General features: G+C 67.8%; 17 protein-coding genes. 6 read left to right on the plus strand and 11 right to left on the minus strand.

What is annotated here, in order from left to right; all coding sequences use genetic code 11:
- Positions 1 to 64: 64 nt before the first annotated feature.
- The gene (locus tag H6717_21350; protein MCB9579591.1) at positions 65 to 583 is read left to right on the plus strand and encodes a hypothetical protein; all 519 of its coding nucleotides are present in this window, start codon (positions 65 to 67) and stop codon (positions 581 to 583) included.
- Here H6717_21350 and H6717_21355 read toward each other — a convergent pair.
- Complete coding sequence (locus H6717_21355) at positions 572 to 1087, minus strand: hypothetical protein (protein ID MCB9579592.1); 516 nt, start codon at positions 1085 to 1087, stop codon at positions 572 to 574. The two genes, H6717_21350 and H6717_21355, sit on opposite strands and share 12 nt — an antisense overlap.
- Before the next feature lie 233 nt (positions 1088 to 1320).
- On the opposite strand from H6717_21355, the gene H6717_21360 reads away from it, so the two are divergent.
- Complete coding sequence (locus tag H6717_21360; protein MCB9579593.1) at positions 1321 to 2688, plus strand: outer membrane protein transport protein; 1368 nt, start codon at positions 1321 to 1323, stop codon at positions 2686 to 2688.
- 48 nt (positions 2689 to 2736) lie between these two features.
- Here H6717_21360 and H6717_21365 read toward each other — a convergent pair whose 3' ends face one another.
- The 5 genes from H6717_21365 to H6717_21385 all read right to left on the minus strand — a co-directional run bounded on the left by H6717_21365 (position 2737) and on the right by H6717_21385 (position 9532).
- Positions 2737 to 4020 (minus strand): choice-of-anchor L domain-containing protein, encoded by a 1284-nt coding sequence (locus H6717_21365; protein ID MCB9579594.1) that lies wholly within the window; start codon positions 4018 to 4020, stop codon positions 2737 to 2739.
- Positions 4021 to 4041: 21 nt separating this feature from the next.
- On the minus strand, positions 4042 to 5511 hold the full coding sequence (locus tag H6717_21370; protein ID MCB9579595.1) for a glycosyltransferase family 39 protein: 1470 nt from the start codon (positions 5509 to 5511) through the stop codon (positions 4042 to 4044).
- Positions 5512 to 5518: 7 nt separating this feature from the next.
- A complete protein-coding gene (locus H6717_21375) occupies positions 5519 to 7129 on the minus strand; it encodes a chemotaxis protein (protein ID MCB9579596.1) in 1611 nt (536 codons plus the stop codon).
- 114 nt (positions 7130 to 7243) lie between these two features.
- Positions 7244 to 7765, minus strand: coding sequence for a hypothetical protein (locus tag H6717_21380; protein MCB9579597.1), 522 nt, complete (start codon positions 7763 to 7765; stop codon positions 7244 to 7246).
- A gap of 108 nt (positions 7766 to 7873) precedes the next feature.
- Positions 7874 to 9532, minus strand: coding sequence for a GHKL domain-containing protein (locus H6717_21385; protein ID MCB9579598.1), 1659 nt, complete (start codon positions 9530 to 9532; stop codon positions 7874 to 7876).
- A 62-nt stretch (positions 9533 to 9594) separates the two neighbouring features.
- Between H6717_21385 and H6717_21390 the strand changes: the two genes are divergently transcribed.
- From H6717_21390 to H6717_21405, 4 genes are all read left to right on the plus strand, one after another.
- On the plus strand, positions 9595 to 12165 hold the full coding sequence (locus H6717_21390) for a hypothetical protein (protein MCB9579599.1): 2571 nt from the start codon (positions 9595 to 9597) through the stop codon (positions 12163 to 12165).
- A gap of 37 nt (positions 12166 to 12202) precedes the next feature.
- Complete coding sequence (locus H6717_21395; protein MCB9579600.1) at positions 12203 to 14593, plus strand: protein kinase; 2391 nt, start codon at positions 12203 to 12205, stop codon at positions 14591 to 14593.
- A gap of 490 nt (positions 14594 to 15083) precedes the next feature.
- Positions 15084 to 16238: a hypothetical protein gene (locus H6717_21400; GenBank protein MCB9579601.1), complete on the plus strand. Its 1155-nt coding sequence runs from the start codon at positions 15084 to 15086 to the stop codon at positions 16236 to 16238.
- A gap of 186 nt (positions 16239 to 16424) precedes the next feature.
- Positions 16425 to 16976, plus strand: coding sequence for a hypothetical protein (locus H6717_21405; protein MCB9579602.1), 552 nt, complete (start codon positions 16425 to 16427; stop codon positions 16974 to 16976).
- On the opposite strand, the gene H6717_21410 is transcribed toward H6717_21405, so the two are convergent.
- Genes H6717_21410 through H6717_21430 form a run of 5 tightly spaced genes read right to left on the minus strand, consistent with a single transcriptional unit; the run spans position 16970 to position 23541 of the window.
- Entirely contained in the window at positions 16970 to 17494 is a 525-nt protein-coding gene (locus H6717_21410) for a hypothetical protein (GenBank protein ID MCB9579603.1), read from the minus strand. The two genes, H6717_21405 and H6717_21410, sit on opposite strands and share 7 nt — an antisense overlap.
- Before the next feature lie 39 nt (positions 17495 to 17533).
- Positions 17534 to 18895: an MFS transporter gene (locus tag H6717_21415; protein MCB9579604.1), complete on the minus strand. Its 1362-nt coding sequence runs from the start codon at positions 18893 to 18895 to the stop codon at positions 17534 to 17536.
- Positions 18892 to 20580, minus strand: coding sequence for a hypothetical protein (locus H6717_21420; GenBank protein MCB9579605.1), 1689 nt, complete (start codon positions 20578 to 20580; stop codon positions 18892 to 18894). Before H6717_21420 ends, H6717_21415 begins: the two co-directional genes overlap by 4 nt.
- Positions 20570 to 22036: a BamA/TamA family outer membrane protein gene (locus H6717_21425; protein ID MCB9579606.1), complete on the minus strand. Its 1467-nt coding sequence runs from the start codon at positions 22034 to 22036 to the stop codon at positions 20570 to 20572. Before H6717_21425 ends, H6717_21420 begins: the two co-directional genes overlap by 11 nt.
- A gap of 59 nt (positions 22037 to 22095) precedes the next feature.
- A complete protein-coding gene (locus H6717_21430; protein MCB9579607.1) occupies positions 22096 to 23541 on the minus strand; it encodes an NUDIX domain-containing protein in 1446 nt (481 codons plus the stop codon).
- Between the last annotated feature and the right edge of the window lie 16 nt (positions 23542 to 23557).

Below are 23557 nucleotides of genomic sequence, written 5' to 3' on the forward strand. Positions count from 1 at the left end.
CAACGGGCTGCCTTGGCGACTTTTCTCTCTCTCGGATCTTGGCGCTTGGACGTAAGCTCGCGCCATGGTCCGGGTGCTCGTGGTGTTGCTGGTCCTCGCGGTCGCTCGGCTCGCGGTGGCTGCGCCGGTGATCGAGTCCGGACGCGAGAAGGAGGTCCTCGCGCTGTTCGCTCCCTACGAGCTGGGCGGCGAGGTGGTGTCGGGCTGGAAGCTGATGAACGTGCGCGTCGCACCCGACGCCATCGGTGTGGAGCTCGAAGGGCCGAACGGCAAGACCGCGTCGTTTCGGCTGGTGCACCCCGACACCGCGGTGCCCGCGGCGCCGCGCACCAGGAGCTTTGCGGTGATCCGCGAGTCTGCGGCGGATCAGGCGATCGCGCCGCTGGTGGTGGCGGTGCGCAGGAACGACGCGGGGGGTTTTTGGAAGGACGCCCCGGCCGCTGCGCCGCGGCCGTCCGTGCCGGAGCCCGACGACGCCGGCGGCGGGCTGTGGTTCACGCTGCTCATCACCGCCCTGGGACTTTCGGCCGTGTGGTTCATTGCGCGACGGAACCGCGGCGGACCGACAAAATCAAAGACCTGAAGGAACGGGCACGGACGACTCCTTGCGTCGAATACGTTCGACCAGGCCCTTCAACACGGCAGCTTGATCTTCGTCGTTAATGGCGTCCGGCGAGGGGCGTGGCTGCACCATGAACAGCGCGTACTGGCTCGTCTTGGCCGGCGGTACGCGACCGCCCGGTTTGCGTCGCTCGACCCAGACGCGGAAGCCAGCGTCGTTCTTCTCCACGTCGACCACGATGCGCGCGTCGTGCACGGGACTGATGGCGCGCACGCGGTAGCCGCCGACGGTGTCGCCCAGACGCAGGTCGTCGAAGAGGGCCGCTACGTCGGCGGGCGGAGGATCGGGCCACGGATTGGGAAAGCGTACGCTGGCGCGGGGCGGTGGAACGGCGTTCTTGCCAGCGTCGGAGGGCGAGCGCTTGGAGAAGACGACGACGCCGAGGGCGGCGGCGATCAACACCGCGCAGCCCACGCTCCAACCCTTGCGGCCGTCCACGTGGCAAACGTAGCGGACATCCGTCATTTTCGAAGCTCCGAGCTTTGGGAGCGAAGCTCCAGCGCGCGTGCTCTCGAGCGCCTGGTTTTGCGCAGGGGCTGCGCAATGCTCCTCGGGGCATCCCTGCAGCCCGCAAGGCGTGCGCAATTAACTAGTTATTACGTATAGTTACGCGCAGGCGTCGGGTGACAACCTCGCCTTTTCGGAGCTAAACGCGCGCTGTCCCGACCCTTCTCGGGCGCTCAGAAAAGGAGAGCCTCATGCAGCGCAGCGTTCGGTCGATCATCGCACTTCAAACGGCGATCGCCGCTTCGGCGATCGCGAGTCATGCATTGGCCACCAACGGAATGGACCCTGTCGCCTTCGGTGCGGCGCCTGCAGGTCGCGGAGGGGCGGACCTTGCGGTGGCGACCGATACCTCGGCGATGAACACGAACCCTGCCGGCATCACGCAGAACAAGATGCGCGCGGACGCGTCCATCAGCTTGCTGATGCCGAGCCTGACACTGAACGATCGCGCGGCGACGCCGCAGGGCACGATGGAGCTGAACACGGACAAGGCGGGGGAGTCGAAGTTGTTCCCGCTCATCAACGTGGGCTTCTCCACGCATGTCTTCGACGGCCTGTACGCCGGTCTCGCCTTCGTGACTCAGGGCGGCATGGGCGCGGAGTTCAAGGGACTGAACACCTTCTCCGACGCCGACCCCACGACCATGAGCCAACCCGTGCCCGGACAGTACGACACCTACAGCCAGATCATGTATCTGAAGCTGGTGCCCACGTTGGCGTGGCGTTTCGAGAACGTCGCCCAGGACGTCGACGTGTCCGTTGGCGCGGGATTCAACGTCGGCATGTCCAAGATGGAGTTCCGGCACGGGGGCTTCGCCTTCCCGGAGCAAGATGGCGACGGCATCTACGCGCCGCACTCGGTGGAGTTTTCCTCGGACTACGCCATGGGCTACGCCGTCCGGCTGGGCGTGCTCTTGCAGGTGGCGGACGCCGTGGGCTTTGGCGTCAGCTACCAGACCAAGGCCAAGCTGCCCTACGAGGGCACGGCCACGGTGGACAAGCAGCTGGACTACGACTCCAAGATGGATTTCGCGTGGCCGCAGGAAGTGGGCCTCGGCGTCTCGGCGCGGCCGATGAAGCCGCTGCTGTTGGCGGCGGACCTGCGCTGGATCGAGTGGAGCGACACCATGGACACCGTGACGTTGAAGGGCAACGCCACGGGACAGGCCCCGCCAGGGTACGAGAGCCTCACGCTGCCGTTCCAGATGCGCTGGCGCGATCAGGTCGTGGTGGCGGTGGGCGCGGAGTACAGCGTGATCGACGACGTTGCCGTGCGCCTCGGCTACAACTACGGCAAGAGCCCGGTGGAGCCCGACGGCATCAATCCGCTGTTCCCCGCGGTGAGCGAGCATCACTTCACCCTCGGCGCGGGCGCCCGCGTCGTGGCCGGCCTGGGCTTCGACGCGGCCGTGGAGTACTCGCCGAGGAACACGGTCTCGAGCAACGCGCAGAACCAGATGGCGCTGCAGCCCGGGACCACCACGCCGAGCGGCTACTCCTTCGACGTCGCCATGTCGCAGCTCACGCTGCACCTCGGCGCCCGCTACTTGTTCGACTGACGAGAAGGGACGCAGGGGCTCTCTCGCCGGGAGCCCCTGCGGGGTGGGTCAGCGCGGGGTGGGGATCGGCTTGGTGCCGACGGCCACGGTGCCGCCGTTGGCAATCCAGTGGAAGTTGTCGATCAGCGCGGTGGAATCCCACGCCTGGTCGCCAGTGTCCCAGATCGTGAAGCGGATGGTCACTTCCTGGCCCCCCGTGACCGGGGCCTGGCTCTCCAACCATACGGTGGCGCCGGCATCGTCCCAAGTGTCGAAGCCGGTGCCTTGGAGCTCCGCCGTGCCCGCGGGGCAGCCCTGACACACGTCGAAGAAGCCCACGTTCACGCTGACGGGGTTGTTCTGGCTATCGAAGCAGATGTTGCCGTTGATGGATCCCTGCGGAGCCGGATTCACCAGGGCGATGAACTGGTCGTTGAACGACGTGCACACCCACTCCGGATACTCGAAGGAGTAGAAGCGGAAGTTGAATGCGTAGCCGGTGGCGTTGGTGGGGGCTCGCAGCTTCACCTCCAAGCCGACGTCATCGTTGATGTCCGTATCACCCGTACAACTGGGTACGTCCTGCGGGAAGCCAGGCGGCGCGGTTCCTGCACCGTTGTTGTAGCAGGTGAGCGTTCCGCACGAGTCCGCCTGACCTGGCAGTCGCGCGTGACCGCTGGATAGCACCAACATGCGCTTGCCGGCCTGGGTGTTCACGTTTGGCCCCCAGGCATCCTCGATGCCCATGGCTGGGGTGGGCGTGCCATACGGCGTGCCATCCGCCCGCACCCAATTCGCGGAGATCACGCCCCAGCTCTTGTCTGCCTGCGTGGTCTGCTTGCACAGCTCGATGGACTTGGCGGCGTTCACCGGATCGGGATCGTTCAGCGCAATGCCGTCGTCACAGTCGACGGCTGCGGAATCTCCCGGCGTGCCGCTGCAGTCCTCGTCTCCCCACTTGGGCGCGCCGCCGTCGCCGCCATCGTCGTAGACGTCGATGGCGCCGGGGTTCACGTTGGCGTCGCAGTCGTTGCAATCCCCTTGATTGACGCTGAAGCCGTCCTGGTCCTTGTCCTCATCCGGACCGGAGTCACAGGTAGTGCCTCCACCCCCGCCGCCTTCTTTCCCCGGCCCGGCGTCGATGATCCCCGGCGTGCCGCCGGTGGCCGCTCCACCACCAGCATTGCCGGTGTTGCCGAAGCCGCCGAAATTGCCTGTTCCGCCGCTCGCCCCCGCTCCAGAGCCGCCGCTTCCGAGTCCGGCATTGCCACCGTCCGTGGAGCTGCAGGCCACCAACACCACGGCCCCCGCCACCAGAACCGAGCCCATTCCGAACAAGAAAGTCTTGCGCATCCCGCTATTGTAGCACGGCAGTCATCGAGGCTCGCAGCGCCACAAGCTGCTACCCGCTTCTTCCAGGAGCAGTCGGCACTCGGGCGGGAGCTTCTGCTGCGCGCCGCGTTGCCAGACGAACATGGGCGACGTCACCTCCGGAACGCGGCGAGCACCGACCAGCAAGCGCCGGGGGCCGTGGACGCAGAGCACACCGGGACAGTCGACCCTTGCAGTGGGCCCTGGAAAATTCCTTTCGAGGCGCCAGCTGGGCTCGGCAAGGGCCCAGTAGGGTGTGACGAAAACGGGCACCCGTGGTTCGTGTTGTAGGGCGGCGACGATGCGCGGCGTGGGGATGCCCGTCGAGATCTCGACCTCGCCGGGTGCCCCTGCAAAGTACGCCGGAAGCAGACCGAAGTGCGCCAGCAACAGGCCGCTTCCCGCGACGACGGAAAGCGGTGGGGGTGCACGGGTGAGCGCGACGGCAAAGCTGACCGCGACGAGGGGGATCACGTCGAGCACGTAGCGGGCGCGCACGGCGGTGAAGGTGGCGCCCAGCATGCAGAGCGCCAGCGCGCCGACGATCGCGGCGCTCCGCCGCGCGCCGTCGCGATCGCGCGATAGCCCCAACGCAAAGAGCAGCGCGAACGCGCCGATCAGGCGCGGGCCCGCGCCGGACAGCAGCGCCGCCGCGTCGCCCAGGGCCAGGAGTGCGCCGGACCCCGGGTGGTCGCCGCCGCCCACGCCGCGAAAGCGCCGCACGAAGGGCACCAGCGGGGAACAGAGCAGCGCGCCGCCCAGCGTGGACGTGAGGATGCCGACGGCGCGACGGGCATCGCGCCGGACCAACATGAAGACGACCAGGGAGTCGAGGGCAACGGGAACGGCCGCGATGTACTCGCTCCACACCGCGGCGGCGGCGCACGCGGTGGTCGCGAGCCACCAGCGCTCGGCGTCCGTGGCGAGGGCGCGGGTGAGCGCGGCGTGGAAGGCGAGAACGAACAGCGCCGCGAGGGCGTAGCCGCGAGCGAGCTGCGACATGTGCAGCGCGGCGGGCATCGCGGCGAGCAACCCCGCGGCGAAGACGGCGGGAAAGCGACCGTGCCGGCGGGCGACGCCAAAGGCCAGCGCGACGGTCGCCACGCCCGCGAGCGCGGAGACCCCGCGCGCGGCGACGAGATCCGTCGTGCCGTGGGACGCGAGCGCCATCAGCAGCGCGGGCAGCGGCGGGTGCAGCCGCGCGTCCGTCTCCCGCGCCCAGGTGGAAAGTCCCCGCAGCCCAAGGCTCACGGGCTCGTCGTTGTCGACCACCCGCGCTTCGAGAAAGAGCAGGCGAAGCACCAGCGCGACGCCGATGCTGACGAGCAAGAGCAGAGCGTCTTTGGGCTGCCAGCGCTCCGAGGGCTCGCTGCGGCGCGGACCGACAATCCAGCTGCGGGAGACGGCGAGCACCGCGGCGCCGGCCAGGCCGGCTCCCAGCGTCCAGTACGGAAACCCGCCCGGCGCCGGCACCCTCGCCTCAGCTCACGGCCTTGCGCAGCTTCTCCGCGTTGGTGATGAGCTCGCGCAGCGCTGCGTCCTGGCGGCGTGCGGCCTCTTCGATGCGGGCGGCGGCAGCCAGTGCCTGCTCGATGCCGCGGGACTGCTGGCGGTGGGCGGCGTTCAGCTGGTTGACCATGTGGCTGATGCTCTCGATCGCCTGCGTGATCTGCCGGCCGCCGCGTGCTTGCTCCTGACTGGAGCGTTCCACCTGCTGGCTGATGGCGCGCATCTTCTCGCTGCTCTTCATGATCAGCTCGGAGCCGCGGGCTTGCTGTGCGGTAGCGGCGGCGATCTGCTGCACCGTTTCGGCGATGCGGCCGATGGCGTCCGTGACCTGCTTGCTGCCCTTGGCCTGCTCCACCGTGGCGCGAGCGATGGCGCGCACCATGTTGGTGCTCTTCTGCGAGCTCTCCAGAATCTTCTTCAGGGCGCGCTCGGCCTCGTTGGAGACCTCCACGCCGCGATCCACGTTCTGAGCGCCGCGCTCCACGGCCTGGATCGCGTTGCGGCTCTCGGCCTGGATGGTCTTGATGAGATCGGCGATTTCCTTGGTGCTCGCGCCGGCGCGCTCGGCAAGATCCTTGATCTCGTCGGCGACGACGGCGAAGCCCTTGCCGTGCTCGCCGGCCTGGGCGGCGATGATGGCGGCGTTCAGCGCCAGCAGATTGGTCTGCTCGGCGACCTCGTCGATCACGTTCAAGATCTGGCCGATGGCATCGATACGTGAACCGAGGTTCGAGATGACCGCCACGGCCTCCTGGCTGCTCTCCTTGATGCGGTAGATCTCGCCGATGGTCTTGAGGATGGCTTCCGCGCCGCGTTCGGCGTCTTGGGCCACCTCCTCCGACAGGCGCGCGGTCTCGTTCGCGTTCGACTGCACCTGGTCGATGGACACGTCCATCTCGTTCATGCTCGAGCTGGTTTCCTCGGCAGTGAGCGAGAGGGCGTCGACGTTCTTGGCGACCTCCTTGATGGAGAAGGCCATTTCCTCGATGCTGGCGACGCTTTCGCGCACGCTCGAGGCCAGCTCCACGATGTTTTCCGCCACCTCGTCGTTGGTGGCGGTCATCTCCAGAATGGACGAGCTCGACTCTTCTGCGCTGGCGGCCAGCACTTCCACGTGCTGTGCGATCTCGCGCAAGGAGGAGGTCATCTCCTTGACCGTGCGCGCGGCTTCCTCGCTGGCGTCCAGCTGGGCGGCCACGCCGTCCGTCAGTCCGCGAAGGGACTCGTTCAAGGAACGCGCCGAGTCGTCCACGGCGGATCCCCGAATCTCGTCGCGCTCGCTGAGCTCCACCAGATTGGCTTGCAGCTCCGACATGTCGTCGAACACGCGAGCGAGCTCGGGTGTCGCCCCCGCCGGGGGCTCGGGGCGTTTGCCCTCCAGCACGCGTTTCAGGCCCGTGGAGACCTGCTCCAACCCGCCCGCGCTTTCGCCTCCGGCGGCACCGAAGAGCACGGCACCGATTCCAGCGATCGCCGTCACGATGATCGCGACGGCTTCGCCCTTCCCCAACAAGAACGCGAGCGCCGCGCCGCCGACCACGATGACGAGGGCGACGATCTGGCGTTGAGAGAGACTGGTCATGACTCGAGCTGTCGGCCCGCCCCGAGATGGAGGCTCGGCTTTCAGCTTCGAGAGCCTACTGGCCCTTTTGGGCCCCTCACAAGCCGGATCCGGGGCGCAGCGCGGGGCCGCGGGTCATTTCTTGTTCGGCGGCTTGATCTTCAGGCTTCCGGACGGCGTCTTGTTGCTGCCTTCAGCCGGCTTTTGTTCCGGGTTCTTGGGCTCGTCGTCCGGGTTGGGCACAGTCTTGTAGGGCGATACCAGCTCGGGCTTCGGCTTCGGCTTGCGAGTCTCCGTGCCCCGGTTTTCGGGCGTGGCCAGCTTCGGATCCGTCACCTTGGAGCCGGCGGGCGGCGGGGCGGGATCGGTCGTGGCGGTGCCCACCGGGACCGTGGTGGCGCTCGGGCCCGAAGGCCTGGTGTCCGTGGGCCGCGTCGTGGTCGTCGTGGCCGGCCGCGCTTCCGACGGGGTGCGAGGCGGCGTGGTGGCGGTCGTCGGGTCCGTCGTAGTGGGGGTCGTCGTTGCGGTGCTTCCCGGACCTGCCGCGGGCGGAGGGGGCGGCGGTGGCGTGGAGGGACCCTCGCCGTTGCGGGTAGTGACGACACAAGCCGACGCGCTGAGCGCGACGAACGACATGATGGTGAGCAGAGTACGCATGGCTACCTCATTAGACGGAGCACGAGCTCGAATCCTTCCTAAGAGGATTCGTCCAGCCGGCCGAATCCGACCCTAACACGATTCCGGATCGACTGTGCTTTCGAGCACTTAGCGCGAGCTCGGAACGGGGGCTTCGCTGAGCAACGTGGGACCCGAGACGGGCAACGCCACGCTGAATCGCGCGCCGCCGCCGGGCGCATCGGAGTAGCTGATCTCGCCGCCGTGCTCGATCACGATGCGTTGCACGATGGCGAGACCCAGGCCCGTGCCGTGGGGCTTCGTGGTGGCGTAGGGCTCGAACAGGCGGTCCCGCATTTCCGGCGCCACACCAGGTCCGTTGTCCGTCACCTGGATCTCGACGCGGTCGGCCCCCGTCGGCGTGAGGGTGACCCACACCTTCGGTTCGGTCCGCGAGCTGGCCGCATCAATCGCGTTCTGCACGAGATTGGTCAGCACCTGCACCATTTGGTCCTTGTCCGCGTTCACCGCGGGACACGGGCTCACGGACAGCTCCAGGCTTGCGCCGCTCGAGCCGTGCAGTCCCACCACCTTGCGCAGCGTTTCTTCCATGTCCATCGGCGCGGGGTCCGGTGGGGGAAGGCGGGCGAAGCGGGTGAACTCGCTCACGATGTTGCTGATGCGCGCGACCTCTTCCAGCACGGTGCGGGTGGCCTCGTCGAAATACTCGTCGAAGGCGGGGTCGTCGCGCGCCCGCAAGCGACGCAGCGTTTCCACGGCGGTGCGGATGGGGGCGAGCGGATTCTTGATCTCGTGCGCCACGCGGCGGGCGATTTCGCGCCGGGCGGCGATGCGTTCCGTTGCTGCCAGACGTTTGCGAAGCGCGACCAGGTCGGCGATCGACTTGTTGAAGGCTGCGGCGAACTCCTCGAGCTCCTTGCCGCCGCGGCCCACCACCGGTTTGGGATCCCCTGCCACGACTTCGCGAGCCTGCTTCGCCATACCGACGATGGGACGGGCGAGCCCGCGGGAAAGCAGCATGGCGACGGCGATGGCGGCGAGGAACGTCACGGCGCCGATGGCCCCGAGGGTCCAATCGAGGCGTTGGAGTGCCCGCGCCAGCGGCACCCGAGACTGAGCGGCGAACAGCGTGGTGCCGATTTCCGGCAAAGGCATGGCGGCGACCATGTCCGCGTCGTCCCCCGTGGGCTTCGATAGCGACAGGCGCACGCCCTGTGTCGCGGAGATGTCTTCCAGCGTGGGATCCAGGTGGCGCGCGGCGTACAGGCCCACCCACAGTTTGTCGTTCTGGGTGTCTCGCCGGACACACCAGGATTCCACCGCCAGGGGTGGTTCCGTGGTGCGGAGCCGCGCGGCGTCCGTCGCGCTCGTCATCCGTTGCGCCAACGTCGGGTCGCGCTTGCCCACGAGCTCCTCGGCGTGCCCCGCGCCCAGGATCTCGCCGCTGCTGGTCACCAACAGAAGCTCGTCCAAGCGCAGCGCCTTCATCAGCTCGGGTACGCGCAAGCTCAGGGACAAGCGTCGCGAGTCCAGATCGTGCGCCTTCAGTCCGACGATGGCGCTGTCGACCATCGGGTCGTGAGCGCATAGGGGGCTCACCGTTGCCGGCAGATCCCGGACCTGCTCACGGATGGCGCGCTGTACCCGCCGGATCGCCAGATTGCCCTGCTCTTGGAATCGCTGCTCCTCGGTGCTGCGCCACGCCTCCCGCACCGCCAAGCCGAGGGCGGCCGTGGTCGCGATGGTCAGGATGCCAATGGCCAGCAGCAGCCGCTGCGCGAGCGTCACCCGTGCATCCTATACCGCTGCTTGCGAGATGGGTCGTTGCCTTCTACGTTCTGGCCCCTCCCATGCGCGTTCCGACGACCTCACTGCTCGCTCTCGTGGCCCTGTCACTGGCCGCGTGTGGTGGTGCGCGGCAAGAGGACGCACAGTCGCCGCGGCATGCCACCGCAGCCAAATCCCAGAAAGCGGACGACGCCAATGGTGTGCCGAGCCTCGGCGCGCGGTTGGTGGCCGAGGTTCCCGCCGGGACGTTCGGTCCCTACCTGGGCCAACGCGGTGGACGAACCCTGTTGCTTTGGGCGCAGGGCAACGCGACTCGAAAGTGGCGCGCGCTGGCTTTGGAGCAAGGCCGCCCCGTGGGCGAACCGAAGGTGGTGGCGGATGCGCCCAGCGAGGTCGGCCTCGCCGCCGTGAAGCCGGCAGCGAAGGATCGCTTCGCTCTGATCAGCACCCACGAGGAAGGTGACCAACAAGCCATCGACGTCTTGGTGCTCACGCCAAAGACGCAGCCGGTGGCGCCCGCCGTGCGGGTGGACACGGTGAAGGGGCAGCTGCTCTGGATCGATCTGGTGGCCACGGTCGATGGCAACCTCGTGCTCTGGGCGGTGAAGAAGGACGGCGGCGCCGACCTGTTCGGGCGGGCGGTGGATCAGAGCGGGTCGCCGAACGGACAGACCACCCGCATCGTCAGCGGAGCGCGGGCATGGCAAGCGGCGCCGCTGGGAGAAGGCGCCGCCGTTGCGGTCGTGAAGACGTCTGCCGCTGCAGGCGGCGCGGTCGAGGTCACGCCCGTGAGCGCTGACGCGAAGCCGGGCAAGAGCGTCTTGGTGAGCGCGTCGCCCACCGCGGATCCCGACGTCGACATGGTGGCGGTAGGGCGTGGGCTGGTGCTCGCGTGGTCGGACCGCCGGGGCGTGGAGCCCCTCGTGTACCGCGCGGCACTGGACGAAAAGGGCGGAATCGTTCAGCCCGCCGGGCCCGCGACGCCTCCCCGCGGGGAGCAAGCGCTGCTGAGGCTCGTGCCTCCCGTGAAGTCCGGTGCGCCGGCTTACCTCGCGTGGGAACAGCTGGCGGAACGGGCCGGTGAAGGTCGCACGATTCAGCTCGCGGTCATCGATGGGCAAGGCAAGACCGACGGCGGCCGCGCGGCGCTGTCGATGGCGGCGGAGGACGGCACCATTCCCGAGCTTGCCGCGACGCCGCGAGGGCTCTCGGCGCTCACCCTCACCCCCGCGTGTCCTCGACAGGGCGAGTGCGATCGCTCCGCGCGTATCGCGACCTTCGTGGAGATGGACAGGGACTTGGCTCCGATCGCCACCGAGCCTGTGCGGCTCGCGGCACTGGGCGGTGCTGCCGCGCCGCTGTCTTGGGGGCTGTCCTGCGGCGGCGAGCATTGCCTCGCTCTGGCAGCATCGGACAGTGCGCCTGCGAAGGTCTTCGCCGTCACGCTTCGGGCGCGCTCCATGGTGTGGGAGCCCGCAGCGGAGCAGCGGCCGCCGGACAAGCCGCCCTTCGCGCGGAGCGTGAAGGGCATGTTCGCGCCGGAGGCACCGCTCGCGGACGTCGCCCTTGCGACGGTTGGCGGCAAACCCTTGGCGGCGTGGGTCACCTTCTTCGATCCCACCACGCCCTACGAGCGACTGAAGAAGCCGGCACCGGACGGTCGCTTCGACCCGCCGCGCGCTCTGCTGCAGACTCGCGCCCTGGACGCCAGCGGCGAGCCGACCACGATCTCGTTTCGCGCTCGCTCTCTCGGCGGCGTGGCGCTGGCTCCCAGCCAGGAGCTTCCGGGACAGGCCTTGTTGGCGTGGAGCGCGCTGGACGCAAAGAAGCCGGAGGTGTTCGCCACCATCGTGGACGCAGCCGGCAAGAAGCTGAACCAGAAGATGATCACGCGCACGCCCGGGGAGAAGAGCGACCTGGCTGCCGTCGCGGTGAGTGATGGTTGGGTGGTCGCGTGGGTGGACGAGCGCAGCGGCGACCCCGACGTGTATGCCACCAAGCTGAATAAGTACCTACAAGCCGCTGGACCCGATCAGCGCATCACGAACGCGAAGGGCGCGGCGACGGGGCTGACCCTGTTGCAGGCGGGGGATGGCGTGCTCGCGGCTTGGGCCGACGCTTCCGGCAGCACCACCGGCGGCGTGGCGGACATTCAGGTAGCAAAGCTCTCGGCCAAGACCGCCGCGGCCCTCGCAGCGCCGGTGGTCCTGAAGAAGACGGCGGCGCATTCGTTCTCGCCACATCTCGCCCGCACCGCCAAGGGAGCGGCCATTGCTTGGCTGGAGGGAGGCAGCGAGCCCACCCTCATGCTCGCAGCCCTCGACGCAGAGGGGCACGTCGCCTCCCCGCCAGCCACGGTGGCCATCGAAAGCGGCGCGCCCATGGCGGTGGCGTTGGATTGCGGAAGCGAGTGCCACGTGGCCGTGGTGCTGGACGCGAACGGTCGCGGCGTGGTCTCCGGTTTCTCGTGGACGCCTGGCGCAAAGGCCAGCGTTTCTCCCGCGCGCTTGTTCGGCCTCAGCGGTCACGCGACGCAAACGGTGCGTCCGGCACTGCTCGGCCCAGCGCTCTTGGTCGGCGACGAGAGCGGCACGGGCGGGCTCCTGCGCAGCGCCGAAATAACCTGGCGCTGAGCGCCGGACGCGTCTGCTACCTTTGGGCTGCGTTCGGATGGCAGCCGGCGACAAGAAAAGCTTCGAAGAGTCCATGACGCTGGTCGCGGACGACCCGACGCTGACCAGCGAGCGGCTGCGAGAGTCCGGGCCCACCTCGGAGCCCGCTTCCCTGGCTCCGCCTCTGGGCAAGCTGGCGGAGCGCTACGAGCTCCTGGCGCTGGTCGGGGCTGGCGCCATGGGCAGCGTGTACCGCGCCCGGGACGCGGAGCTCGACGAAGTCGTCGCGCTCAAGATGTTGAAGAGCGAGCTCGCGGGGACGCCCGGCGTGCTCGAACGGTTTCGCCGAGAAGTGAAGCTCGCGCGAAGGGTGGCCCACCCGAACGTCGCTCGCATGCACGACATCGGTGAGCACGACGGCCTCAAGTTCCTCACCATGGAGTTCATCGAGGGGCAGTCGCTGGCGGACCTGGCGGCGCAACGGGGCGCGTTGCCCGTGGAGGTCGCCCTCGAGCTCATGCGAGGCATCTGCTCCGGAGTGGCGGCGGCGCACGCGGCAGGGGTCGTGCACCGTGACCTGAAGCCGGACAACGTGATGATCGCTCCCGGGGGTCGCCCCGTGGTGACGGACTTCGGCATCGCACGGGCGGATCTGGCGTCAGCCGACGGTGGTACCCAGCACGGCTTGGTGATTGGGACGCCGGCGTACATGGCACCGGAGCAGGTGGAGGGTCGCGCCGACATCGACGCGCGCGCGGACGTGTACGCGCTCGGCGTGCTGCTGTTCGAGCTGCTCACCGGCGAGCTGCCGTTCACGGGGGATTCGGCGTACGTGGTGGCGGCGCGCCGGCTCAACGAGGAGCCGCCGGACCCGCGACGTTTCCGCACCGAGCTACCAGAGGCCCTGACCCAGGTGATTCGCAAGGCGATGGCTCGCCGGCGAGAGGACCGCTTCGAGTCCGTCGCGGCGTTCGCCGAAGGCTTGACCCGAGTCACCCCCACGCAGGTGCTGGGCGCGGCTCCCGCGCCGCTGCCCAAGGCCGAGCCGGCGGAGCGCACCGTGGCAGTGCTTCCGTTTCGCAACGCCGGAACGGCGGAGGACGCCTTCGTTGCCGAGGGGCTGAGCGAAGACCTGATCGACACGCTGAGCATGACGCGAGGTCTTCGCGTGAGGCCTCTGGGCATGGTGGAGCGACTGGCCGGCGCCGATCCGCTGTCGGCCGGTCGCGAGCTCGGGGTAGAGGTGGTGGTCAGCGGTTCCGTGCGACGACTGGGGGACGCGCTCAGGATCAGTGCGCGCGTGACGACCGTGGCGGACGGGTTTCAGCTGTGGGCCGAGCGTTTCGATCGTCCGGCTTCGGACGCATTGGTGGTCAGCGACGAAGTGGCGCAAGCCATCGCGCGGGCGCTCACCGTGGAGGCGGGCACCGCGCCTCAGCGCGCCGCGCCGACGGATCCCATGGCCGTGGAGCTCTATCTGCGGGGCCGTGCGGAAGCGCGCAAGGCGGGGCTCGAGCCCTACCGCCACGCGATTCGTCTGTTCCGCGAGGCCCACGAGCGCGCGCCCAGCGATCCCACGTTCCTCAGCGCCTACGCTCGTGCGTGCATCCGTGGCGCCTTCTACGGCAGCGGCGACGGCACGGATCTGGTCGCTCTGGCGCAGGAGCTCACCGAGCAGGCGCTGCGCCTGGCTCCGGACAACCCCGACACCCTGCTCCTGGCCGCCAACATCCGTTTCACCCAGGCGGATCTGATCGGGACGGTGCTGCCCCTCGGACGCGCGCTGTCCCTGTCGCCGGGCGTGGCGGAAGCGCACGAGCTGCTCGGTCGCATGCAGGTGGAAGTGGGGCCGGTGGATGCAGGCATCGCGGCGTTTCGGCGCGCCCACGAGCTCGACCCGATGCTCGACGCGGTGACGGTGGAGCTGGCGCGGACGCTCGGCCTGCTCGGACGCTGGGACGAGGCCGAACGCGCGCTGGATCAGCTGACCGCGGGCTCCGCCCTGCTTCGAGTGAGCACCTTGGCGCGCTTTGCCCTCTGGGGTCGCGATCTGCAGCCCGTGCTCGATCACGCCGAGCTCCTGCGCAGCGAGACCGTGCCGGGACCTGCGCAGTTCGCCCTGGCTACGCTGGAGGTGCTCGCGGGCGGAGTGGTTCCGGCGGAGATGAAGGCCGGCTTCGAGAACGCCGCGGGCCTACCTGGCCGTCCGGCGCGCTATCGCGTGCTCATCCATCAGCTGGGTGCCGAGCTGTGCGCCACGGCGAACGACACCGACGCGCTGTTTTGGTTGGAACGTGCCGCGGACAGCGGGCTGTCGGATCTTCTGTGGCTGGAGCGCGCGCCGTCGCTGCGCTCCATGCGGAAAGAGCCGCGCTACCGCGAGGTCTTCGCGCGCGTCGCCGATCGCGCCCTCGTCGTGCGGTCGGCGCTACAGAGCGTGCTGGGCTGACGTCCGCGACGGGCATCGCGCCGGACCAACAAAAAGAAAATGCCCCCCGACGGGCTGCCAGGGGGCACGGGAGAGCTCGCGACTCGCCACCGCACGGACGCACGCACGGCTCTTTCGATCTGTGGCGCAGTGCGGGGATGCGGGCGCCATGGATCTTCAGGCGGCTCGGGAGGAAGGGCCGTGATGCGCGGTACTTTTTTTTTGCGCACGATGACGGCCACGAGCTCGGCAATTTCAGCGTTCTCCGAACGGCACCTCCTTGTCGGTTCGCATGGTCAACCGCGACCCCTGGGGAGCTATTCCCCCCGCGTCATTTTTCTGAAGCGCCTGATTTTTGTCCCCGAGCGCACACCCCCCGAGCGCTGCCGGACGGACGGCGTGATAGACCAGACTCGTGGCAGTCCCGGAGCCATCGCACCCCTTTGCCGCGAGCCTCGCGCGGGTCTGCCGCGGGCGAAAAACAGGGGTTCTCACCGTCACGTTTGGTGAGGTGCAGACACGCATCTACCTGTTGAGTGGCGTGCCGGTGTTCGCATCCGAAGGAGTGTTGGGCGACGCCATCGGTCGTCTGCTCCTCGAGCAGGGGTTGCTCGACGATGCAAAGTACACGGAAGTGCTCCACTACATGATCGAGCACGAAGTCGGGCAATTTGCAGAGGTCGCCGCGCGCCTAGGCTACTTGAGCCAAACGGACGTGGACCAGGTGCTGCGCGAGCAGGTGCGCCGCAAGATCCTCCACTGCATGGATTGGGCAGAGCCGCGGAGCGAGATGGTCGAGTCCCAGGGCGCTCTCGACGACGTCCCTCACTACCCGGTGGATCCCGAGGGCATTCTTGTCGAGACGGCGCGGAAGCTCTGGGGTCCGCCGGAGACCGAGCGCATTTTGTCGGGATTGGGCTCGCGCTACCCCGCCTTGCGCGGCGAGGTGGACGACGTCGCGCGGAGCGCGGAGCTGAAGGCGGGGGAACGCCGTCTCGTCGAGCTCCTCGACGGCAGTCGCACCTTGGACGGCGTGATCACGGTGTGCCCACTGGACCAGTTGCACGCGCTGCAAATCGTCGCTGCGCTCGCGGCCCTGGACGAGATCGCATGGACCACCACGCCGGTGCATCGCGTTGCGGCCGAGACGGTGGTGGTCGTCGGAGCGAAGCCGGCGCCGCGGCGTTCGCGCTCGCGGCCGCGCTTGCCCATCGTGCGACGGCCGAGCCTCGCGCCTCCGCCCGCGGCGCCGACCAAGCTCACGGCGTCGGGGCCGGCACCGAATCCCGGCAAGGCCCGCCTGATCGCGGAGCTCGCTTTTCGTCGCGGCAAGTCTGCGTTCCGGTCCGGCCTGCTCGGCAAGGCCGGCACGGACATCCACCGCGCTGCGGAGCTCGACCCGGGTGTCGTCGAGTACCAGCTGTACTCGGCGTGGCTCGAGCACCTTGCGGCGAAGGGCGCGGCCTCCGACAAGCTCCAGGGACTGGTCAAGGCGGCGCTCGCGCAGGACAAGGGGCTCGCCTTCGCCCACTACGTGCAGGCGCACCTGTATCTGCTCGAAGACGACGAGGAAAGGGCGCTGCGTGCGTTTCGTATCGCGCACCGCCTCGACCCGAGCGACATAGACTCCGAGCGCCACGTGCGCGTGCTCTCGCGGCGGCGGTAATCATGGTCGATTCGCGGAGCATGTCCTTCGACGCAGCGATCCAAGCGCAGGGCGGGGGGTAATGGTCGCCTACCGCACGGGACGGCTCTTTGCCGCTGCTCGTTGACGCGCCATTCGACCGTCGAAATGCGCCAGCGGGGGGAGCGGAGGGGCGACGCGCGGTATTACTCTCGAACGGAGGCGAGCTTGAAGCGAGCAGTGTTGCTTTTGTTGGGTGCGGTGCTGGCTGTGCTGAGCTTTGGGGGCGGGGCGGGGGCCAAGCCGACGGGCGGGGCGGGGGCCCAGCCGAAGACTCCGGCCAGCGGCTGCCCTGCGGGGAAGATCAAGAGTCCAAAGGGGGTGTGCGTCACCGCACCGACGTGCGGGCCGAACCAAGATCTGATCTTGGGGAAGTGCTTTCCGAAGTGTCAGCCGGGGCAGACGCACAGCAATGACGGCAAGTGCGTGGGATGCCCGACGGGGTATCACGAGGACGGCGCGGGGAAGTGCGTGAAGTCGCCGACGTGCGGGCCGAACGAAGATCTGATTCTAGGGAAGTGCTTTCCGAAGTGTCAGCCGGGGCAGACGCACAGCAATGACGGCAAGTGCGTGGGGTGCCCGACGGGGTACTACCAGGACGGCGCGGGGAAGTGCGTGAAGTCGCCGACGTGCGGGCCGAACGAAGATCTGATTCTGGGGAAGTGCTTTGCGAAGTGCCCGGCCGGAAAGGTGCGGAACAACCAAGGCAAGTGTCAGTAGGACTGACTGGTCGAAACGGATAGCGCGAGCATTGCGCCTCCGCCCACCACGGCGCCAATGGCCAACCCGCAGCCCGCGCAATTGGCATCTCCCTGATCGTCGCGCTTCGTGAGCAAGGTTCCTATCAGGGCGCCGGTCGCGACGCCGAGCACTACCGCCACGATGACGCCTTCCGTGCGCCTGCCGTCCCGCTGCACCACTTCCACGCGCTCTACGCGGGAGTCGTGGATCCAGATGGGAGGTTCGCCCCCTTGTTGAACGACCAGCGTCTGGCCTCGGTGAAACGCGCGAAAAGGCGGTCGTAGTACGATCGCGTCGTCGTCGATGAGCACCCGGGCCTCCTTGAAGTCACCCTCGATGTCGACGTCTTCGTCATCCAACGTGTGCACCTTCACGGGGGCGTCCCCCTCGCGGTGACGGTCGAGTCGTGCCAGCTGACGAGGCGATACCTCGGCGACGCGATAGCACCCCGACGCGAAGAACAGCGGCAAAGTAAGGATCAGAAAGCACCCCCGCATTCCTTGATCGTAGCTGAGCGCACGGCGCGCGCCAGTAGCTCAGGTGTCGGGCTTCGACTGCTTCTCGTGAAGCTTCTTGTTCTCGCGCAGGATGGCCACGGCGAGCACCAGCCACAGCGCGACGAGGGCGATGTCCACACTGGCGAAGTGACGCACGCTCCAGGCGGAGAGCCCGGCGCCGAGGAACACGAGCAGCGCGGAGCTGACGTCCCCCATGCGCACGAAGAAGGTATCGATGGCCTGCTTCGCCTTGTACTTCATGGCTCGCGTGGTCGGCAGCCACAGCATGTTGCGAACGGTGTTGTTCACCGAATAGTCCGTGGAGTTCTCCGCGATCTTGCCGACGAACAGGATGGCCAAGACGGGCGCGATGACCACGGCCGTGGCGTCCCCGAGGGCGATGAAGGGCAACACGAAGAACGCCACCTTGAGACCGCCGTGCTTGATCAGGCGTGACACCACGAGCGTTTGCAGCACCACGGTGCAGATGCCCACGTACAGGTAGAAGCGGTTGAACGTTGTGGTGATGTACTCCTTGGAGCTCGCCTTCGCCAGATCTCCCGCGGCTACGAGGGCGCTGGTGTGTTCCTTCACCAGGCGCCCCAACATGTACTCGCCGTTGCTGTTCACGAACGTGAACACCACGCTGAAGGCAGCGATGAGAAGCAGATAGCGATTCTTGAACACCAGGCGAAAGGCGCCCTTCTCGATACCCTTCTTCTCCTGGGTGTCGTCTTCGTCCTGCTCGGTGGCGCCCTCCTTTCGGTGCGATTCCCGCGTGTGCACCACCTGAGTCAAGAACGCGGATGCTGCCAGCAGCGCGGCGCTGAAGAGCAGCATCTGGTAGACGCCCAGGTGCAGCACCTCGAGCAAGAAGGCCGCGATGGCGTTGCCGGCCAGGGCGCCCACCGTCTGGCCTACGCCCAACAGGGGGAACAGCCGTTTGCCTTGCTCTTCGTCGTACAGGTCGTTGGCGAAGCTCCAGAACTGCGCCACGACCATCATGTTGAAGATGCCGACCCACAGATAGAACAACAGGCCGAGACGCGATCGCACGGCCGGGATCGAGCTTCCGAGCCAAAACAACACCAAGTGGGAGGCAAAGAAGAGCGTGACACCGACCACCAGGCGATTGCGCGGCAGGCGATCGGCGAAGCGCGCGTAGGCCGGCACGGCGAAGAGCAACGTGATCGCGATCGCGCCACCCATGTACGACTTGTATTCCGGGCCCGAGGGCATCACCAAGATGAGGCCTTCTCGCACCGGCTTGATCGCCAGGTAGGCCGTCATCAGCAGGAACACGTTCAGCGTGAGGAGCAGCGCGGTGAGCGCCTCCTTGGGGCGAACATCGGTGACGACGCCCAGGGCGCGCGACAGGAGCGTGGGCTCTTGCTCCGTCATCCGGGCGCGTCGTGGTCAGCGGGGCGCTCGATGCCGGCGATGCGGTAGTCGTTGCCGCCCAGGTGATAGAGGTGAACGCGGAGCGGCCCTGGTGCGTGATCTCGCGAGCGCGCGCTGATGTCCAAGACGAGATACTCCGGGTGCTGCTTGCTGGCTCCCTTCACCGCCGGCAGCGCCACACACGCAAAGCGACCGCGCTCCTTCGTTGGCTGTGCCACTGTGGCCGGCGTCAGGGATTCCGACAACCATGCCCGGGAGGAGTAGCCGCGCGCGCTCGCGTCCGCCACGTGGGAAAGCACTGCGAGGTCCTCCACACACAGCTCGGCCTTCCCTTGCCGCACGCGAACCTTCGGCCACGAGAGCGGGCTCAAACGCGTGAGATAGCGGCGCAAGATCTTGTCGCGGCGACCGATCAGGATGCGCGTGAGCTCCGCCGTGAGCCCGGGTTCCATCTGCCCGGCCTCCACCATGGAGCGCACGTGAGCGTCGCTGAAGCGCGCCATGATCCGGGCCATCCAGGCTGCATCCCGCTCGCGCTTGCGCACGAAGGCGGGATTTGGATACCCGGGCCGATACACGTTTGGATCAAAGGATTTTACGTCGAAATAGCCGAACACGGGTCCGGAGGCGCCGAAGCGCGCCGTGTCCCAGGGCCGCTCGATGGTGCCCAGGGTGACGAGATCCTCGAGCACGTAGGGGAAGTCCAGATAGTAGGCGTGGCCAATGCGGCGCCCGAGCATCGGCGGCTCCCAGATGCTTCCGAAGCAATCGCCGAAGTCGATCACGTTGTGCCGTACGTAGCCGCGTCCGCCGTCCGCTATGAAGGTGGCGAGGGTGTTCTGCTCGCGAGAGTCGAAGTGATTGACCCAAGCGGCGAGCACCTCCATCCCCCGCAGCTCGCGGCGATCCTCGTGGGGGATCACGTCGTTCGGGTCGTCGCCGCGAGTGCCCTGGTACGTCCACGGCCCGATGGGCTTGCCCTCCACGAACAGAGAGAGGTTCGCGCGGTAGCGGCCGTCCGGTAGCCGCAGCGCCATCTTGAACACCTTGTCGAGGTGCTTGTCCGACAGCGGCTCTTTCTCGCCTTCGTCGTTCTCCGCCTTCGCGTCCGGGGCGTAGCGCAAGATGTCGCGCTTGAAGTACACGATGCGATTGCAGGGTACGAAATACCCAGCGGCGTGATAGATGCGCGAGCCGATCACGTCCGCCGCGCTGGCGCGGGAGCCCTGGACCACACCGTCGAACTTCACCAGGTAGCGGTTGTCGTCCGGTCCCTTGATCAAGAATCCGGGATTGGCGCCGTTGGGCTTGGCACCGGTGACCGTCCACGGCTCCGTGGTCGACGGCATCGGCGCGACGCAGGGGCCTCGGGCCACCTGCTCGGGGGACATGCCGTAGCGGCCGATGCGGTTCGAAAACCAGCTCGAGTCCGCCACCTCGTCCCAGGCGTTGACGTTCACCGCCGCTCCCGCGGGGTCCACGGCAAAGAAGCGAGAAATGGGGCGGAACACCAGCTGGTCGGCGCCGTCCCAGGCGAAGGGCGAGTAGTACTCTTCCGGCTTGTCCTCGAAGGGATGACGATCGGGATCCACCCACATCGCGTCTTTCAGCGGAAACTTCGCCGGCCCACCGCTGCAGCCCGCGAGCCCGAGCGCGACAGCCAAGAGCAGCGCTCTAGAAGCCACTGGTTGCTCCCAGCACGAAGCGTACGTTCTCCACTTCCGCGCCCTGGTCGAAGGTCTCCGTGCCGAACGCGAGCAGCGCTTCGAACACGTGGTCGCGGGAGCTCGAGGTCTTCAGCCCGATGCCGAAGGACTGTCGGAGGAGCTTCGCTTCGAAGCCATCCAAGTGCTCGCCGAACACGTTGCCCACGGAGTAGTGCATGGCGCCGTCGATCCACACCCAGATGGGCCATTGGTACTCGAGCTGGGCGACGGCAGAGCTCCTGCCCAATAGCCGACCTTCCAGGTAGCCGCGCATGGGGCGATCTCCACCCAGGGACACCAGCTCCGTGAAGGGAATGTCCGTGCCGCTGTCGATGGGGTCGGCGAAGTCTCCGATCAAGGACAGGCTCACCACGCGCTGCTCGCCGGTCAGATCCAAGTATCCGCCCAACGTGGCGCCGTACTTGAGCCAGTGATAGCGGCCCGGGGCCGTGGCGCTGGGCATGGGAGAATCACGCAGGCCGGTGGCATGCATGCCGCGCAGCTGGAGCTTCAATCCGCTTCCGGGCGGCGTGACCCAGTCGCTGCCTTCGGGTAGCTCGTCGGGCTTCTTCGGCTTGCGCGTGTCGAGCTCCGCCGTGATGCCGCTCTCCAGAATCGTGTAGCCGTCTGCCAAGCCCGGCGGCTCCGCCAAGCGGCCGCGCGCAATGTCCGTGGCGAGCGTCTCTTCTTCGCAGCAGCCTTCGGTAGCATCGAAGCTCACGTCCCGCGCGGTGACGAAGGTTTCCAGCTCGCTCGAGCGCCACAGATCCGCGTGGTACAGAAAGCCGGCGCGCAGGCTGGTGGCCTGGAAGCGCGCGGGGGTGCTGCTGGTCTCCGGACCGATGCCGTAGAACACCCAATCCGAACGTCGTTCGAGCTCGGCGCGCATCGTCAAGTCCTGGTGCAGGCCGAAGTGGGTGCGGTTCTTCACGTTGAACAAGATCCAGTCCGGTCCCCAGGTGGCCGCGTGGGAGCGGAGGTCATTGTCCTTGGCGATGAAGTCGTCCCAGAAGAAGTACACGCCCACGCTCGGGCGGAACCCGAAGTCGATCAGTCCGGTGGGCACGATGCCGATGTTGTCGTTGGGGCCAAAGGTGAAGAAGTCGAACACCTTGGGGACGACCTTCTCCTTCTCGATCACGGTGACCAACGCTCCGAGCGGGCGCCGCACCACGAACTCGCTCACCACGTATGCGGGCGACAGCAGCACCCGTGGCACCCACAGCAGCACGTCCCCCGCCGTCGTTTCGTCCGGCCGTCCATCGTAGTCCGGCACCGGACGCTTTTCGTCCGACGCGATGGGCGCATCCAGTGGATGCCCCGGGTCACCCGTGATGCGCTTGCCGGAAGCATCCTCCCGCGGTTCGGCATCCGCTGCCCGGGTGGACAGACACGCCGCTCCGACCAAGAGCGCTGCGCACAGATGCCGATTCATGAACGCAGCTCAACGTAGTGCGCCTGTGGCTGGGGTGGCAAGCGTGGCCGCGTGCCTCGTTAGACCTGACGTAACAGCTCGTCCAAGAACCGTGATTGAGCCGCGTTGATCTTTTTCCGCGCCGTTTCGACATCAAAAAAATCAGCGCGGTCCACCTCGGGGAACGTGGCGCTTTTGCCACTCCGCGGGGGCCATTCCATCTCGAAGGTGTTGCTGGTGATGCCACCGGGATCGCAGTCGCCTTCGAAGGCCCAGGCGTGGACGACCTTGCCGCTCTTCTGGGTGACCTTGCCGAGGGGCAGGTAGGGTTGGTCCGGCGCGATGCCCGTCTCTTCGCGAAACTCGCGCTGGGCGGCGGCGAGCAGCTCTTCCCCCGCCTCGGGCAGGCCCTTCGGAATGGACCACGCGCCGTCGTCTTTGTTCTTCCACAACGGGCCGCCGGGGTGCACCAACAGCACCTGCAGGGCGCCGTGGTGTCGGCGGTACATGAGCAGCCCGGCGCTGAGCTTCACGGTGACTCTCCGAGCAAGGCTTCGGCTGCGGGGCGCACGACCTCGAGCCACGCGCGGCGGCGGACGGCGTGCAGCGCGCGGGCGTCCAGGCGGCCGTGGATCGCGAGGGCGTGGGCGTCGGGATCCGACGGGGGCTCTGCCTTGGCTCGGTCGGCGCTGCCGGCGCTGAAGGCGGCGAGCACCTTGGCACGCACTTCGGGGTCGCCGCGATCGAGCGCCCAGCGCACGAAGCTCCAGGCGAGCTCCGCGTGGACGGACTCGTCGCGGGCGATGATCTCGAGGGTGGCGCGAACGTTCTCGGGCTCGGCGCGCTCGAGGGCGGCGCTGGCTTCGAGGGCCCCGAGGGTCTCGCCGATGCAGCCTTCCGTGACCGTGGCGGCGGCGATGTCCGAAAGGGCCAAGCTGCCGAGCACGTCGCCCGACATCGGCAAAGGGCCGGGTGTCACCGGGGAGTCGCGGTACTGGTTGGCCAAGCGAAAACAGAGCTTGGCGTGCTCGATCTCGTCGAGGGCGGCGCGGTGTGCCCCCGCCACCAGCGCGGGCGGGGCTGCAACGGCCAAGAGCTGCAGCGCGAAACGCGAGAACGACGCGATGGACGCGTGCTCCAGCAGCGCATCCTGACTCCAGAGCTCGGCGAGCCGGCGCCGCAGCGCGGGCGAGGTCATGCCCAGTCGTTGCCGACGACGAGTGGCGCGAGGCGCATTTCGCCCGCCACCAACAGCGGGCGACCCGTGCAACCCATGGTGGAATAGGTGTAGCAGCAGGCGCCCTGAGTATCGGAATAGGGGGCGGCGGAATCGTGGTCGTAGGGGCCACCGAAGGTTCCGCAACCACAGCTGCCGGAACCGAGACCCGTGATGCCGAGATCTTCGTAGGCGATCTGCGAGGCGTCGGGACAGGCGCCGCCGGGCACGTCCACGCAGCGGACGTTTTCGCAGCACGGACCCGTGAGCCCGCCGTCCCAGCTCCCGGTGCAGGCTGGGAAGCCTCCATCGGGGACGGTCAACGT

It is taken from the genome of Polyangiaceae bacterium, assembly GCA_020633235.1.
GTDB lineage: Bacteria > Myxococcota_A > Polyangia > Polyangiales > Polyangiaceae > JACKEA01.